The organism is Sphingomonas sp. M6A6_1c (assembly GCF_053345135.1).
This window is the reverse complement of record NZ_JBKEZO010000002.1, coordinates 266,290-281,907: the sequence shown is the minus strand read 5'-3', so window position 1 is coordinate 281,907 and position 15,618 is coordinate 266,290. Positions and strand designations below refer to the sequence as shown.

Annotated in this window: 14 protein-coding genes and 1 tRNA gene; 10 read left to right on the top strand and 5 right to left on the bottom strand. The window is 70.2% G+C overall.

Annotated features, from left to right (window positions below; genetic code table 11):
- Positions 1-2 precede the first annotated feature (2 nt).
- The 4 genes from ACLBWH_RS04360 (at position 3) to mtgA (ending at position 3,940) form a co-directional block, all read left to right on the top strand.
- On the top strand, positions 3-950 hold the full coding sequence (locus tag ACLBWH_RS04360; protein ID WP_447797039.1) for an RluA family pseudouridine synthase: 948 nt from the start codon (positions 3-5) through the stop codon (positions 948-950).
- 61 nt (positions 951-1,011) lie between these two features.
- Entirely contained in the window at positions 1,012-1,914 is a 903-nt protein-coding gene (gene rpoH / locus ACLBWH_RS04355; RefSeq protein ID WP_322847513.1) for an RNA polymerase sigma factor RpoH, read from the top strand.
- A gap of 1 nt (position 1,915) precedes the next feature.
- The gene (locus ACLBWH_RS04350; RefSeq protein ID WP_447797037.1) at positions 1,916-3,256 is read left to right on the top strand and encodes a flavin monoamine oxidase family protein; all 1,341 of its coding nucleotides are present in this window, start codon (positions 1,916-1,918) and stop codon (positions 3,254-3,256) included.
- Between the two features lie 9 nt (positions 3,257-3,265).
- A complete protein-coding gene (mtgA, locus tag ACLBWH_RS04345) occupies positions 3,266-3,940 on the top strand; it encodes a monofunctional biosynthetic peptidoglycan transglycosylase (RefSeq protein ID WP_447797035.1) in 675 nt (224 codons plus the stop codon).
- 161 nt (positions 3,941-4,101) lie between these two features.
- Here mtgA and ACLBWH_RS04340 read toward each other — a convergent pair whose 3' ends face one another.
- Positions 4,102-4,425: a YbaB/EbfC family nucleoid-associated protein gene (locus ACLBWH_RS04340; RefSeq protein WP_447797034.1), complete on the bottom strand. Its 324-nt coding sequence runs from the start codon at positions 4,423-4,425 to the stop codon at positions 4,102-4,104.
- Entirely contained in the window at positions 4,422-6,089 is a 1,668-nt protein-coding gene (locus ACLBWH_RS04335) for a DNA polymerase III subunit gamma/tau (protein WP_447797032.1), read from the bottom strand. Before ACLBWH_RS04335 ends, ACLBWH_RS04340 begins: the two co-directional genes overlap by 4 nt.
- 230 nt (positions 6,090-6,319) lie before the next feature.
- On the opposite strand from ACLBWH_RS04335, the gene recJ reads away from it, so the two are divergent.
- Both recJ and ACLBWH_RS04325 read left to right on the top strand, forming a co-directional pair.
- Positions 6,320-8,074: a single-stranded-DNA-specific exonuclease RecJ gene (gene recJ, locus ACLBWH_RS04330; protein WP_447797030.1), complete on the top strand. Its 1,755-nt coding sequence runs from the start codon at positions 6,320-6,322 to the stop codon at positions 8,072-8,074.
- Positions 8,075-8,128: 54 nt separating this feature from the next.
- Positions 8,129-8,203 (top strand) — tRNA-Glu (locus ACLBWH_RS04325).
- Between the two features lie 452 nt (positions 8,204-8,655).
- Here ACLBWH_RS04325 and ACLBWH_RS04320 read toward each other — a convergent pair.
- A complete protein-coding gene (locus ACLBWH_RS04320; protein WP_447797028.1) occupies positions 8,656-8,877 on the bottom strand; it encodes a hypothetical protein in 222 nt (73 codons plus the stop codon).
- A 176-nt stretch (positions 8,878-9,053) separates the two neighbouring features.
- On the opposite strand from ACLBWH_RS04320, the gene ACLBWH_RS04315 reads away from it, so the two are divergent.
- Positions 9,054-9,272 carry a hypothetical protein gene (locus tag ACLBWH_RS04315; RefSeq protein WP_322847519.1) on the top strand — a complete coding sequence of 73 codons (219 nt, stop codon included), beginning with the start codon at positions 9,054-9,056 and terminating at the stop codon, positions 9,270-9,272.
- A gap of 5 nt (positions 9,273-9,277) precedes the next feature.
- Here the strand turns inward: ACLBWH_RS04315 and ACLBWH_RS04310 are convergent, their stop codons facing one another.
- Positions 9,278-9,682 carry an HIRAN domain-containing protein gene (locus ACLBWH_RS04310; protein ID WP_447797026.1) on the bottom strand — a complete coding sequence of 135 codons (405 nt, stop codon included), beginning with the start codon at positions 9,680-9,682 and terminating at the stop codon, positions 9,278-9,280.
- An 8-nt stretch (positions 9,683-9,690) separates the two neighbouring features.
- Positions 9,691-10,776 (bottom strand): potassium channel family protein, encoded by a 1,086-nt coding sequence (locus ACLBWH_RS04305; RefSeq protein ID WP_447797024.1) that lies wholly within the window; start codon positions 10,774-10,776, stop codon positions 9,691-9,693.
- A 489-nt stretch (positions 10,777-11,265) separates the two neighbouring features.
- On the opposite strand from ACLBWH_RS04305, the gene ACLBWH_RS04300 reads away from it, so the two are divergent.
- From ACLBWH_RS04300 to ACLBWH_RS04290, 3 genes are read left to right on the top strand one after another with little or no spacing between them, the layout of a single operon-like run.
- Positions 11,266-11,964, top strand: a complete 699-nt coding sequence (locus ACLBWH_RS04300; protein WP_447797022.1) for an ABC transporter ATP-binding protein — start codon at positions 11,266-11,268, stop codon at positions 11,962-11,964.
- On the top strand, positions 11,957-14,482 hold the full coding sequence (locus tag ACLBWH_RS04295) for an FtsX-like permease family protein (RefSeq protein WP_447797020.1): 2,526 nt from the start codon (positions 11,957-11,959) through the stop codon (positions 14,480-14,482). Before ACLBWH_RS04300 ends, ACLBWH_RS04295 begins: the two co-directional genes overlap by 8 nt.
- Positions 14,482-15,549, top strand: coding sequence for a lipocalin-like domain-containing protein (locus tag ACLBWH_RS04290; protein ID WP_447797018.1), 1,068 nt, complete (start codon positions 14,482-14,484; stop codon positions 15,547-15,549). The genes ACLBWH_RS04295 and ACLBWH_RS04290 overlap by 1 nt, the downstream gene beginning before the upstream one ends.
- Positions 15,550-15,618: the final 69 nt, after the last annotated feature.

Here is a 15,618-nt window from a genome sequence, read left to right as displayed (position 1 = left end):
TCATGGACCGGGGGGTTTCCATCATCGAAGCGACGATCGCGCCGGCGGCGGACGGCTGGCGGCTGGATCGGGCGCTTGCCGATGCGGTGCCGACGTTGTCGCGCGAGCGGCTCAAGGTGCTGATCGCCAGCGGCGCGGTGACTCGCGACGGGCTGATGGTGCGCGATGCCGCCAAGAAGGCGGCGGCCGGCGACCGGCTGCTCGTCGCGGTGCCGGTGCCGACGCTGCCGCACAACGAGGCGCAGGATATTCCGCTCGTCGTCGCCTATGAGGACGAGCATCTAATCGTCATCGACAAGCCTGCCGGGCTGGTCGTCCATCCCGCCGCGGGCAATCTCGACGGGACATTGGTCAACGCGCTGCTGCATCATTGCGAGGGATCGCTGTCGGGGATCGGCGGCGTCGCGCGGCCGGGCATCGTCCATCGCATCGACAAGGATACGTCGGGGCTGATGGTCGCCGCCAAGACCGACCGTGCGCACGAGGGGCTGGCGCGCCAGTTCCACGACCACAGTATCGACCGCCGCTATCGCGCGATAATCGGCGGCGTGCCGCGGCCGGCGGCGGGCAAGGTCGACGCGCCGCTCGCGCGCTCGGCGACCAACCGCAAGAAGATCGCGATCGTCCAGGGCGGCAAGCGCGCGGTGACGCATTTCGCGACGATGCAGGTGCTGCGCGATGCGGCGCTGGTCGAATGCCGGCTGGAGACGGGGCGGACGCATCAGGTGCGCGTGCATATGGCGTCGATCGGCCACGCCTTGCTGGGCGACCCGGTCTATGGTAGAACAAAGGGTGCTCAAAAGGCGCTGCTCGAAACCCTCGGTTTCCGCCGTCAGGCCTTGCATGCGGCGCATCTGGGGTTCATCCATCCGGTGAAAAGCACCGCTTTGGCGTTCGATAGCGTTATGCCTGCCGATATGCAGGAACTGTTCACCGAGCTTCACGTATAGATTTGAGTCGTTCTTCACCGCAGTGCGGGATGAACGCCTCCGCAGAAAGGGAGATGAGATCATGGCAGCCCGCAGCAACGTCCCCGCGACGATTCCTGCCCTCGGCGGGGAGCAGAGCCTCAACCGCTACCTGTCCGAGATCAAGAAATTTCCCATCCTGGCTCCCGAGCAGGAATTCATGCTCGCCAAGCGCTTCCAGGAGCATGGCGACACCGATGCGGCGGCGCAGCTCGTCACGTCGCACCTGCGGCTCGTCGCCAAGATCGCGATGGGTTATCGCGGCTATGGCCTGCCGACCTCGGAGCTGATCTCCGAGGGGAATATCGGCCTGATGCAGGGTGTGAAGAAGTTCGAGCCCGATCGCGGCTTCCGCCTCGCCACCTATGCGATGTGGTGGATCCGCGCCTCGATCCAGGAATATATCCTGCGCTCGTGGAGCCTCGTGAAGATGGGCACCACCGCGGCGCAGAAGAAACTGTTCTTCAATCTGCGGCGCATGAAGTCGAAGCTCGACGCGTTCGAGGACGGCGACCTGCGGCCCGAGCATATCACCAAGATCGCCACCGATCTCGGCGTCGCCGAGAGCGACGTGATCAGCATGAACCGCCGCATGGCTATGGGCGGCGACACGTCGCTCAATGTCTCGATGCGCGAGGACGGCGAGGGCCAGTGGCAGGATTGGCTGCAGGACGATGCGCCGCTGCAGGACACCGTCGTCGCCGAGGCGCAGGAGGCGGACGTCCGCCACGGCATGCTCGTGTCGGCGATGGACGACCTCAACGACCGCGAGAAGCATATCCTGACCGAGCGGCGGCTGACCGACGACCCGAAGACGCTCGAAGAGCTGTCGCAGGTCTATGGCGTGTCGCGCGAGCGCGTGCGGCAGATCGAGGTGCGTGCGTTCGAGAAGCTGCAAAAGGCGATGATGCGGATCGCCGGCGAAAAGCGCCTGCTCGCCGCGTAAAATGATCAGCAGTCCCGGCCTCATCGTCGTCGTCGGCGGCGGTGCGGCCGGGATCGCGGCGGCGCGGCGGTTGCGCGATGCCGGCGAGGACGTGCTGCTGGTCGAGGCGGGGGACCGGCCCGGCGGGCGGGCACGGAGTGTTCCCCTCACGGATTTGTTTGCCGCACCGCCGTTCGCCCCGAGCTTGTCGACGGGCTACTCGCCACAGCAGTCGCGGACTTCGGCAGACCCAGCCCTCACGGATGGGGGAAAGGCTCTGGCGGTCGATGCCGGCTGCGGCTGGCTCCATTCCGCCGGACGCAATCCGTGGACTGCGATCGCCGAGCGGGACGGCTTTTCCATCGACCGCTCCTTGCCCAATTGGGGCGTGCAATGGCGCGATCTCGGCTATCCCCGCGAAGACCAGCGGGCATTCCGCGCCGCTTACGATCGTTGGGACGAGGCGGCGCATGCCGCGCTCGGCGGCGCTGATCGGCCGCTGTCCGATTTCATAGCCGCCGGGGACGAGCCGTGGCGGCCGATGATCGATGCGATCTCCGGCTATGCCAATGGCGCGCCGCTCGATCGCGTCTCGCTGCACGATTGGGCGGCGTATGAGGATGCGGCGACCGAGGACAATTGGTCGCTGCCGGCGGGCTATGGCACATTGATCGTCCACCATGCCGGCGACGTGCCGGTCCGGCTGAACACGCCGGTGACGCGGATCGATCATCGCGGGCGGACGATCCGTCTCGACACCCCCGCCGGGACGATCGAGGCGGACAGCGTCATCCTCGGCATCCCGACCACCGCCTATGAGGGGATCGTCTTCGATCCGCCGCTGCCCGACAAGCAGGCGGCTGCGGCGGCATTGCCGCTGGGGCTTGCCGACAAGGTGTTCCTCGCGGTCGATCGTCCCGAATGGCCGGCGCAGGCGCATCTGATCGGCGATCCGCACCGCGCCTGTACCGCGAGCCACCGGCTGTCCCCGCTCGGCCTGCCGCTCGTCGAGAGCTTCCTCGGCGGGGCCTGCGCCGAGGCGATGCCCGACGCCCGCGCCGCGAGCGACTTCGCGATCGGGGAACTGGTCGGCCTGCTCGGCTCGGATTGGCGCAAGCGGCTCGCGCCGCTGCATGCGACGCACTGGCGTGGGCAGGCATATATCCACGGCAGCTACAGCCACGCCCGCGTTGGTCATGCCGGCGCCCGCGCGATCCTCGCCACGCCGGTCGACGATCGCCTGTTCTTCGCCGGCGAGGCATGTTCGCGCCACGATTTCTCCACCGCGCATGGCGCCTATCAGACCGGCATCGACGCCGCCGCGGCGATCCTGCACTTGAAGGGGGCCGCGCCGCGCCCGTAAGGAGCGGGGATGATCCGCATCCTCCTCCTCCTATTCAAGGCCGGTCTGGTCTTCGTCGCGATCAGCGTGTTGTGGGTCGGCATCTACCGCTTCGTGCCGGTGCCGTTCACCTGGACGATGGCGGGGGACCTGATCGGCGGACGCAGCGTCACCAAGGACTGGATGCCGCTGTCCGAGATGGACCCCGACATGCCGCGCGCCGCGATCGCCGGCGAGGATGCGCGCTTCTGCGAACATCACGGCTTCGACTGGAAGGGGATCGCCAGTGCCGCGTATAGCAACGCGCAGGGCAAGCGGCTGCGCGGCGGCTCGACGATCAGCCAGCAGACCGCGAAGAACGTCTTCCTGTTCCAGAGCGGCGGCTATGTGCGCAAGGCGTTCGAAGCTTATTTCACCGTGCTGATCGAGACCTTGTGGGGCAAGCGGCGGATCATGGAGGTCTATCTCAACGTCGCCGAGACGGGGATCGGCACCTATGGCGCCAATGCCGCGGCGCTGCGCTATTTCCACCACGACGCTTCGCATCTGTCGCCGACCGAGGCGGGCCGGATCGCCGCGGTCCTGCCGCTGCCCAAGAAGCGCGCGGCGATCGATCCGCACGGCTTCGTCCGCCGCCACGGCAACGCGCTGTCGCGGTATGTCGGCGTAGTGCGGCGCGGCGGGCTGGATGGGTGTTTGCGATAGGCTCATTCCTCCCCCGCCAGGGGGAGGGGGACCGCTCGGCGTCAGCCGAGTGGTGGAGGGGGAGGACAGGACGGGAGTTCGATTAGTAAGCTCCCGCCCTGTCCTCCCCCTCCGTCACGGCTTCGCCGTGCCACCTCCCCCTGGCGGGGGAGGAGTTAGGCTCAGAACGGCAGCTTGAAGCCCGGCGGGAGGGGCAGGCCGCTGGTCATCTTCGACATTTCCGCGCCCGACACCGCATCCGCCTTGGTCCGCGCGTCGTTGAATGCCGCCGCGAGCAGGTCTTCGAGCATCTGCTTTTCGGACACTTCGATCAGCGAATCGTCGATCGCGATGTTGATGATCCGGCCCTTGGCACTCGCCTTGACCCTGACGAGGCCGCCGCCCGAGACGCCCTCGACCTCGATCGTGTCGAGCTGGTCCTGCGCCTTCTGCAATTCGTTCTGGACGTTCTGCGCCATGGCGAGGATTTCGTCGATGTTCTTCATGCGTTGCTCCGTTTGCCCGGCCAGGCTTCCAGTTCCGCTTCCGGAAAGGCCGCGAATGCCGCCTTTACCAGCGGCGTGGCGAGGATCGCCTGACGCGACGCCTCTTCATCCGCCTTGGCCTTCTCGCGCAAGGTAGGCGCGCCGGGCGCATCCTCCAAGGCGATCTTCCAAACCTGGCCGGTCGCTTTCTTGAGCGCCTCGGCGACGTCGCGCAGCGTATCCGCCGACATCGGCCGCGATCCGCTGAGGATCAGCTCGGGTGCCTCGTAGCGGACGACGCGCGCGCCGTGGCTGAGCTGCGCGGCGACGGCGAAATGACCGTTGTCTTCCAGCAGCGCGACGAGGCCGGGGAAATCGGCGGGCGCGCCGGGGCGTTCGGCGGCGACGGGAGCAACCGGCGCGGACAGCGCAGCCGGGGGCGCGGCGGCGGGTGCCGCCGGCGCGCCGAGCTTGCCACTGGCGATCTGCCGCGCCAGCTCGCCGGGATCGGGAAGCGTCGAGGCATGGATCGCACGCAGCAGCGCCATCTCCGCCGCCTCGATCGGCAGCGCCGCCTTGGCGACCTCGTCATGTCCCTTGAGGAAGAGCTGCCACAGCCGGTGCAGGGCAGGGAAGGATAGTTTCTCGGCCCATTCGGCGCGCGCGTTGCGCTCCTCGACCGGTTGCGCCGAATCGTCGGCGGTGCCGACCTTGGCGAGCGTGATGCCGTGCACGCTCTCCAGCATCGACCGCAGCACCGACTGCGGATCGACGCCATAGTCGTACTGGCGGCGCAGGCTGGCGAGCGCCCCCGCCGCATCGCCCGCGAGCACCAGCCCGAGCAGGTCGCGCACCGCGCCGCGATCGGACAGGCCGAGCATCTGCCGCACCGCCGCCGCCGTCACGCCCGGTCCTTCTGGGCCACCCTCGAGCCCGGCATGCGCGATACCCTGGTCGAGGATCGACAGGCCGTCGCGCGCCGATCCTTCCGCGGCGCGCGCGATCAGCATCAGCGCCTCGGGATCGGCCTCGACGCCTTCTTGCCTACAGACGAAGGCAAAATGCGCGGCGAGCTGGTCCGCCGAGATGCGCCGCAGGTCGAAGCGCTGGCAGCGCGACAGCACGGTGATCGGCACCTTGTTCACCTCGGTGGTGGCGAACAGGAATTTGACGTGCGCGGGCGGCTCTTCCAGCGTCTTCAACAGCGCATTGAAGGCGTTCTTGGAGAGCATGTGGACCTCGTCCACGATGTAGATCTTGTAGCGCGCCGACACCGCCGCATAGCGCGCCGCGTCGATGATCTCGCGCACGTCGTCGACGCCGGTATGGCTGGCGGCGTCCATCTCGATGACGTCGATATGGCGCCCTTCGGCGATCGCGCGGCACGGTTCGCAGACGCCGCACGGATCGATCGTCGGCCCGCCATTGCCGTCGGGACCGACGCAGTTGAGCGCCTTGGCGATCAGCCGCGCGGTCGAGGTTTTGCCGACCCCGCGCACCCCGGTCATCAGGAACGCATGCGCCAGCCGGTCGCGCTTGATCGCATTGCCGAGCGTGGTGACCATCGCATCCTGCCCGATCAGCTCGGAAAAGGTCTGCGGACGGTATTTGCGCGCGAGCACGCGATAGGGGTTCGCCTTCGCCGCCGGCTGCGGTGGTTCGCCCAGGTCAAAGGAATCGGCCATTGGCTTTCATATAGGGGTGCGGGGGCGCAGTGTCGAAGGCGCATGCGGGACGGACTTCCATGCCGTCATCGTGCACCAGTCCAGATTTTGAGTAACAGTCCCGATGTACCCCGGCCTTCGCCGGGGTACAGGCTGGCAGTAGCGATGGCCCTCATCGGTTTACCCTATCCTGCCGAACGCCTAGGAGACACCGGCGCCCTCCGCGCCCATCCCGGAACCCGCTGCCAATCATGACCCCCGTTCTCGGCGTATCCCATTCGATTCTCGGCCAGCCCTGGCATTGGCGTAGCCTCGCCGCGGACGCGCGCGACGGCTTCGGCGCCGACGATCTCGTCACCCAGTTGCTGCTCGCCCGCGGCGCCGAGCGCGAGACGCTCGACCAGCATCGCACGCCGTCGATTCGCGCCTTCATGCCCGACCCCTCCGTGTTCCGCGACATGGACCGCGCCGCGGTGCGGCTCGCCGATGCGGTGCAGGCGGGCGAGAGCGTCGCGGTGTTCGGCGATTACGACGTCGATGGCGCGACCTCGGCGGCGCTGATGATCCTCGTGCTGCGCGATCTCGGGCTCGAGGCGCGGCCGTACATCCCCGACCGGCTGCTCGAAGGCTACGGCCCGTCGGGCGACGCGCTGGTTCGGCTGGCGGGGGAGGGGGCGTCGCTGATCGTCACCGTCGATTGCGGCGCGCAGGCGTTCGAGGCGCTGGCGATGGCTCATGCGCACCCGGTCGACGTCGTCGTCGTCGATCACCACAAATGTGCCGCGGCGCTGCCGCTGGCGCATGCGCTGGTCAATCCCAACCGGCTCGACGAGGACGAGGGCGCGGCGCACGGCCATCTCGCCGCGGTCGGCGTTTGTTTCCTGCTCGCCGCGGCGCTGCTGCGCACGCTGGAAGCACGCGGCTTCTTCGCCGACCGGCCCAAGCCGAACCTGATCCACCATCTCGACATCGTCGCGCTCGGTACCGTCGCCGATGTCGCGCAGCTCCGCGGCCTCAACCGCGCCTTCGTCGCGCAGGGGCTCAAGGTGATGGCGCAGCGCCGCAACGTCGGCCTCGCCGCGCTGATCGAGGCGTCGCGGCTGACCCGCGCGCCGACGTGCAGCGACCTGGGCTTCGCGCTCGGGCCGCGGATCAACGCCGGCGGGCGCGTCGGTCGCGCCGATCTCGGCGTGCGGCTGCTCACCACGCGCGATCCCGACGAGGCGCGCGGCATCGCCGAGGAACTCGACCGGCTCAACGAGGAGCGCCGGCTGATCGAGGTGGGCGTGCAGCAGGCCGCCGAACTGCTCGCCAACGACCGCCGCCGCGTCGTCGTCGTCGCCGGCGAGGGCTGGCACCCCGGCGTAATCGGCATCGTCGCCGGCCGCCTCAAGGAGAAGCTCGGCCGGCCGGCGATCGTCATCGCGATCGGCGAGGACGGGCTCGGCAAGGGCTCGGGCCGGTCGATCTCGGGCGTCGACCTCGGCGCGGCAGTGCTCGCCGCCAAGGAGCACGGCCTGCTCGTGGCGGGCGGCGGCCATGCGATGGCGGCGGGGCTGACGATCGCCGCCGACGGCATCGCCGCCTTCGCCGATTTCCTCGAAGAGCGGCTGGCGGCGGGCGTCGACCGGGCGATCGGCGAGCGGGCGTTGCTGGTCGATGCGGTGCTCGCGCCCGGCGGGATCAACCCGCTGCTGGTCGAATCGCTTGATGTCGGCGGTCCCTACGGCATGGGCTGGCCGGCGCCGCGGATCGCTGCCGGTCCGGTGCGGATCATCAAAGCGGACGTGGTCGGCAACGGCCATGTCCGCGCGGTAGTGGCGGGCGACGACGGCCGCAGCTTCAAGGCGGTGGCGTTCCGCGCCGCCGACACCGCCCTGGGGCAGGCGCTGCTCGCCGCGGCGCCGCACCGCCGCCTGTGGCTCGCCGGTCGCGCCAAGATCGACGATTGGGGCAGCCGCCCGGCGGCGGAATTGCACCTCGAAGACGCCGCTTGGGCGAATTGATGCATCACAACCCCTTGACCGATCGCCGACCCCCCTCTAGCAGCACCCCTCGCTGGCCCCTTCGTCTAGCGGTTAGGACGCGGCCCTTTCACGGCTGAAGCACGGGTTCGATTCCCGTAGGGGTCACCAGCAGCGCAACCGGCGATGTCCGGTCTGCCGCTGGTGACGGCAATCTCAAGGTAACGACATCATTCCGGCGACAGCGGCGCGGCGGGGTCGCTTGGCGCCGGGCCTGCTTCCTGCGGCTGGTCGAAGGCGACCACCCATTGCGGATAGCCGTCGGGTGCCATCACGATGTCGGCATGGCCGACGGGGTCGTTGCCCGTTTCGACCCAGCCGGCACCGTGACACGTGTCGCAGATCGCGCGCTTGCAGCGGAAGCTGACGAGGTCGATCTCGACGTTCCATTGGCCGTAACCGTGGCAGATCGGGCATTTCGCATCGAGCGTGCCGTTGCGCGGTTGCAGCGCGATGATGTCGAAGGCGTGCGGGCTGTTGGGGCCGTCGCAATGGACGACGTTGCTGGCATGGGCGATCGGTCGTCTCCTCGGACAATAGCAAGCGGTCGGCGGCGCGGCGGGTCAGTCCGGCACCACCCAGTTGAGCTCGTCCGCCGCCGCCTCGGCGGTCTTGGCGAGATGGCGGACGTAATCCTGGAAGATCGGCACCGTGAAGGTGACGAGCACCGGATCGGCGTCGGGTTCGTTGAAGGTCAGCACCACGAAGCGGGTGCCGGTCTCGTCGATCATCAGGCCGGCTTCCATCGCGCCCGGCCCGCTCGGGCTGATTACCACCTCCGCCATGGATCAGCGCGGCTCGCCGTGATGGCGCGGTCGAAGGATAACGGGTCTTGGCATGGCAGCTCCTGCGCGGGTCGAGCGGGTATAACGCCCGATGACGGTTTCCGCCTACGCGTCTTTCGTCGCGGTGGTTCGTTTCCACCGCCATCGGCCCGTTGCGGCGCGAAAGGGAGAAGACGATGCGGTTCGTGCAGATCGAGATATTGCCCACGGGCAAGGCGCTGGTCGATATCGACAAACTGACCCATGCTGTGCCGGAGGGCGAGGGCAGTCGCCTGTTCCTCGGCGCCCAGCATCTCGACGTGCCGCATACGCTCGCCGAGCTGGAGAATATCCTCGCCGGGCGCGAGCGCACCGACGATGGCGAGAACAGCTCCACCGGCTTCGGCCTGCGCTAAGGCGGTCAGGCACCCCATTCCGGCCCGTCGTCATCGGGGTAGAAGGCGTGGGGGTCATCGGGTTCGGTGCGCGGCGCCGGCGCGGACGGCACCGGCAAGGTGGGCTGGCCGCCGCCGAAGCGCAGCCGGATATAGGCCGAGCCGCCGGCCATGCCCTGGAAGATCGCCGCCGCCTCTTCGCCGCGACCCAGCCGCGTGCCGATATAGGGCGCGCGCTCGGCGCTGACATAGCCGAGCTGCACGCCGCGCGGACTGACGATCGCGATGGCGTTGCCGTCGTGCTTGTTCTTCGGTTCGGGCAGCAAGGCGACGGGCTCGCCGGGCAGCGTCATCATCGCTTCGGAGCGGCGATTGCTGCCGTCGGCATTGGCGAAATTGATGCCGACGATGGCGAGGGTCAATTCCTGCATGGCCGCGCTTAAGGCTTGGCCGCATCGCCGGCCTGCACAAGCTCGATCACCCAGTCCCCCGCCAGCAACTGCCGCGCTTCGGGTTGCAGGACGCCGATCGCCCGGTCGTCGCGATAGATGCGGACGATCTGGCCGTCGGTGCCGTCGCGCGGCGCGGTGCCGATCTCGTCGGCACGCACCGGGCGCTCGCGCAATTCGATCTGGCCGCCGCGGGTGACGAGGTCGGCGACATAGTCGGCGACGTGCGGACCGGCGGTGCATTGCGCGAGCAACTGGCCGCCGAAGCTCACCGGGTTGACGATGATGCTCGCACCGGCGTCGCGCGCCAGCAGCTCGTTCTCGATCGCCGCGATCGAGACGGCGATGCCGGCATGCGGCGCGAGGCGGCGGCAGGTGAGGATGATCAGCACCGCGGTGTCGTCGCGCCCGGGGCAGATGATGACGGTGCGCGCGGCGCCGACCTTGGCGGTTTCGAGGACGCTATTGTGCGTTGCATCGCCCTCGACGGTGGCGACGCCCCATGCCTCGGCGCGGCGCAGCCGCTCGGCGTCGGCGTCGACCACGACGATCCGCTCCGGCGGGTGGCCGCGTTCGATCAGTTCGCCGACCGCCGCCGAGCCGGAGCGGCCGAAGCCGCACACGATGACGTGATCCTTCAGTTCGTGCCTGACCAGTCCCATGCGCCACCGCTCCCATCCCTGCCGCAGCATGAAGCTGTAGGCGCTTCCCAGGAAGATGAGGAACACGAAGATGCGGATCGGCGTGACGACGAACGTATCGAACATCCGCGCCGAATCGCTCACCGGCACGATGTCGCCATAGCCGACCGTCGTCACCGTGATGACGGTGAAATAGACGATGTCGAGGAAGCTGACCGCGCCGTCGGTATTGTCGCGCAGTCCCGCCCGGTCGATCCAGTGACCGCCGAGCGCGATGCCGACGAGCAGCAGCACCGCGGCGGCGCGGATCGCCAGCGTGGTCAGCGGGCCGAGCCGCCCGGCACGATAGAAGCGCGGACGCACCGGGTGCAGCGCCACCGGCGCCGCCATCCGCCCCGGCGCCAGCGCCGGCGGTGGGGGACGATGCCGGCTCACGGGGCGGGGACGGTGGCGATGACCATCCGCTCGTGGTGCGGGAGGATGGCGGTCGAGCGCAAGCGCCGCGTGGCGAGGCGGCTGCGAAACCTTCGCTCGTTGCAGATCAGCGATGTACCCCGGCGAAGGCCGGGGCTCAGTTGGGAAGGCCGTCATGAGTCATGACGAAGGTCCGCCCCACTGGGCCCCGGCCTTCGCCGGGGTACAAGTCTGGTGTGTTGTGGACCGGCTTTCGCATCTCGGCTGGGATCTATCGCATGTGACCGTTCATGCTGGTCGCCCGCTTTCCCCTTTCACTCCGTCACCGGGGTGACGGACCTGACGGAGAAACCGATCGAGCCTCGCGATCACCGCCGCCGTTTGCGATAGCCTCGGGGTACATCGAGGGTTTCGCGGCGCGCCATGGACGCCCTCGGGAACCGAATGGGCGACCAGATGTACCGACAGGGTGCCGGCGCAGCCTGCGGTGCGCGCGGGAGGGGCGGAACGATGAGCTTGAGCGAAGGACCCGGCGCGCGGCCGCTGCTCGCAGTGCGCGCGCTGGGCAAATCGGTGCCCGGACCGCGACGGTTGTTCCGTCGACTCGACCTGTCGGTCGCGGCGGGGGAACTGGTTGCGATCATCGGCGAATCCGGTGTCGGCAAGTCGACGCTGCTCAACATCCTCGCCGGGCTCGACGATGCCGACGAGGGCAGCGTCGCGATCGACGGCATCGATCTCGGTACGCTCGACGAGACGGCGCGCACGCGGCTGCGCCGCGAGCGGATCGGCTTCGTCTTCCAGGCCTTTCATATCCTGCCCTATCTGACGCTGCGGCAGAACGTTGCCCTGCCGCTGGCGCTGGTCTCGCCGGACGCGGCCGAGGCCGATTCGCGCGCCGATGCGATGCTCGATGCGGTCGGGCTGGACGGGCGCGGCGGCGGGTATGCACGCGATCTGTCGGGCGGCGAGTTGCAGCGGGTCGCGATCGCGCGGGCGCTGGTCCACCGCCCGGCGCTGATCCTCGCCGACGAACCGACGGGCAATCTCGATCCCGATACCGCGGCGCGGGTGCTGGCGCTGTTCGCCACGGCGGTGCGCGGCCATGGTGCCGCCGGCGTGATGGTGACGCATTCCGAGGCGAGCGCGGCGATCGCCGACCGCGTGCTGACGCTCGGCGCGGATGGACTGGTCGATCGGCGTGGCTGAGCGCGCCGGGCTGATCCGGGGACGGCTGGCGCTCGGCTGGCTGATCGGCGGCGAATGGCGTTTCCATCCGGCGCGCTTCCTGACGACGGCGGTGGCGATCGCGGTCGGCGTCGCGCTGGGCTTCGCGGTGCATCTCGTCAACGGATCGGCGCTGGCGTCGTTCGACGGCGCGATGCGCGGCGTCAGCGGCGCGGCCGAACTGTCGGTGCGCGCGACCAGCCCCCTCGGGTTCGACGAGGTGCTGTATCCGCGCGTGGCGACGGCGCGGGGCGTCGCCGATGCCAGTCCGGTCGTCAGCCTCGACGCGCGGATCGGCGGCACGCGCCTGACGCTGCTGGGCATCGACGTGATCCGCGCCGCGGCGGTGACGCCGTCGCTGATCGGCATCCGCCCCGCCGGCCCCGATACCGGCAACGACGGCGTCTTCGACGAGGCGGCGCTGTTCCTCTCCCGCCGCGCGCTCGCACAGGCGAAGGCACGGGTCGGCGCGATCGTGCAGGTCACCGCCAACGGCCGGACGGTGCCGCTGCGGGTCGCGGGGACGCTGCCGGGTGCGGATGAGGCCGCCGTCGGCGCGATCGACATCGCCGCGGCGCAATGGCGGTTCGGCCGGCTGGGCCGGATCGACCGGCTCGATCTCGCTCTGTCCGATCGCGACGCGGCCGAGCCGGCGTTGCGCGCGCTGCTGCCCGCCGACGCGGTGCTGTCCAGCCCGGCGTCGCAGAACGCGCAGGGCGATGCGCTGTCGCGCGCCTATCGCGTCAATCTCGACATGCTGGCGCTAATCGCGCTGCTGACCGGCGGCTTCCTCGTCTATTCGGCGCAATCGCTGTCGGTGGTCCGCCGGCAGCGCGCCTTCGCCTTGCTGCGGACGCTCGGCATGCCGCGCGGCGGGGTGATCGCCGCGGTGGTGGTGGAGGGCGTCGCGATCGGGCTGGTCGGTGCCGCCGCCGGGCTGCTCGCCGGCTACGGCCTCGCCTGGGCGGCGCTGCACTGGTTCGGCGGCGATCTCGGCGCGGGCTATTTCGGCGGCGGTCGGGCGCATGTCGTCTTCCAGCCCGCGGCGGCCGTCGGCTTCTTCGCCCTCGGTCTCGCCGCGGCGATCCTCGGCAGCGCCCTGCCGGCACGCGTCGCGGCGCGGGCGGCGCCGGCGGCGGCCCTGAAGAACGCGGGCGACGTGCTCGATCCGCGCCGGCCGGTCGCCTGGTGGCCCGCCGCGGCCCTGCTCGCCGCGGGCGCGGCGGCGGCGCTGTTACCCGCGGTCGCCGGCCTGCCGCTGTTCGGCTTCGTCGGCATGGCGCTGATGCTGGCGGGCGGGGTGGCGGGCGTGCCGTGGTTCGCCCGCACCTTGCTGGCGCCGCTCGCGCGTCGCGGCGGCGGCGGCGTGCCGCGCCTGCTCGCGGTGCGGCACCTGCATGGCGCGCCGGGCGAGGCGGCGACCGCCCTGTGCGGCATCGTCGCATCGACCGCGCTGATGATCGCGATGGCGACGATGGTGACGAGCTTCCGCGGCGCGGTGGACGACTGGCTCGGCGACGTGCTCGGCGCCGATCTCTACGCCCGCACCACCGCGGGGGCGTCGTTCGATCCCGCGACGCGCGCGCGGCTGGCGGCGACGCCGGGTATCGCGACGGTGGCGTTCAGCCGGCAATTGCCGCTGACGATCGCTGCCGACCGCCCGCCGGTCAGCCTGATCGCGCGGCCCGAGCGGGGCGGCCGCGATCCGCTGCTGGTGCTGATCGACCGCGCGCCGTCGCTGCCGCGCGGAGCGCTGCCGGTCTGGGTGTCGGAGCCGGCGCAGCGCCTGTACGGCTGGGATCCCGGCGAGACGATCGAGCTGCCGATCGCCGGCCGCACCCGCTTCGTCGTCGCCGGCGTCTGGCGCGATTACGGGCGGCAGGCGGGCGCGGTGCTGGTCGACGAGCGCGATTATCAGCGGCTGACCGGCGATGACGGACGCGACGAGATATCGGTGATGCTCACGCCGGGGCAGGACGCCGGCCGCGTCGCCGCCGCTCTCACCGCGCGGCTGCCCGCCGATCTCAATGGACAGGTCGAGATCACCCGGCCGGCGACGCTCCGGCGGCTGGCGCTGACGCTGTTCGACCGCAGCTTCGCGGTGACCTATCTGCTCGAGGCGGTGGCGATCCTCGTCGGGCTGGCGGGGGTGGCGGCGACGATGTCCGCGCAGACCATCGCTCGCGAGCGCGAATTCGGCATGCTCCGCCACCTCGGCCTGACGCGCCGCCAGCTGACCGCGATGCTCGGGATCGAGGGCGCGATCGTTGGGTTGACCGGGGCGCTCGCCGGCATCGGCCTTGGGCTGCTGCTGGCGCAGGTGCTGATCCACGTCATCAACCCGCAGTCGTTCAACTGGACGATGACAACGCGCATCCCGGTCGGCACGCTGGTCGGCGTCGCCGCGGCATTGACCGGGGCGGCGGCGGTGACGGCGGTGCTCGCCGGGCGGCGCGCGACGGCACGCAGCGCGATCACCTCGGTACGGGAGGATTGGTGATGAAGCCGTTGGCGACGATGACGGGCTGGCTGGCGGCGGTCGCGGTGGCGGCACCGGCGGCGACGCCCTATCCGCAGGTGCGGCCGGGCATCGTGCTGCGCTTTCCCGCCGATCATGGCGCGCACCCTGCGTTCCGTACCGAATGGTGGTACGTCACCGGCTGGCTGAAGACCGCCGAGGGGCGCGACCTCGGCTTCCAGGTCACCTTCTTCCGCACCCGTCCGCCGGTCGATCCACGCAACCCCAGCCGCTTCGCCGCCGGGCAGGTGCTGTTCGCGCATGCCGCGCTGTCCGATCCCGCCACCGGGCGGCTGTTGCACGGCGAGCGCTCCGCGCGGCAGGGCTTCGGTCTCGCCTCGGCGCGGACCGACGACGCCGACGTGGCGATCCGCAACTGGCGGTTGCGGCGGGCGCTGGACGGGCGCTGGCAGACCGCGGTGGCTGCGGACGGCTTCCGGCTGGCGCTGGCGTTCCGGCCGACGCAGCCGCCGCTGCCGCAGGGCCGCGGCGGCTACAGCCGCAAGGGGCCGCGCCCCGAAGAGGCGAGCTATTATTATTCGATTCCGCATCTGCGCGTCGCCGGACAGGTGCGGATCGCCGGGCGGCCCGTCGCGGTGACCGGCGAGGCGTGGCTCGACCGCGAATGGTCGTCCGATTACCTCGCGCCGGCGGCGCAGGGCTGGGACTGGACCGGCCTCAACCTCGACGACGGATCGGCGCTGATGGCCTTCCGCATCCGGCGCAAGGGCGGCGGGACGCTCTGGGCGGGCGGATCGCTGCGCCGCCCCGACGGGCGGACGACGGTGCTGGGGCCGGGCGACGTCGCCTTCCGGCCGATCGCCACCTGGCGCAGCCGCGCCACCGGCGCGGTCTATCCGGTGATGCAGGATCTCGCCATCCGCGTCGATGGCAAGGTCACGACGCGGCGGCTGACGCCGCTGTTCGCCGCGCAGGAGCTGGACGCGCGGCGCAGCGGCCTGCCGGTCTATTGGGAGGGGGCGGTGCGCACGCCGGGCGGGCGCGGCTATCTGGAGCTGACCGGCTACGACAGGCCGCTGGCGATGTAGTCGCGCGGGCTGCGGCAACCTTTTGCCCGGGCGGTTGCTTTGCATGGTGTCGCCCAGGATGCGTGATCG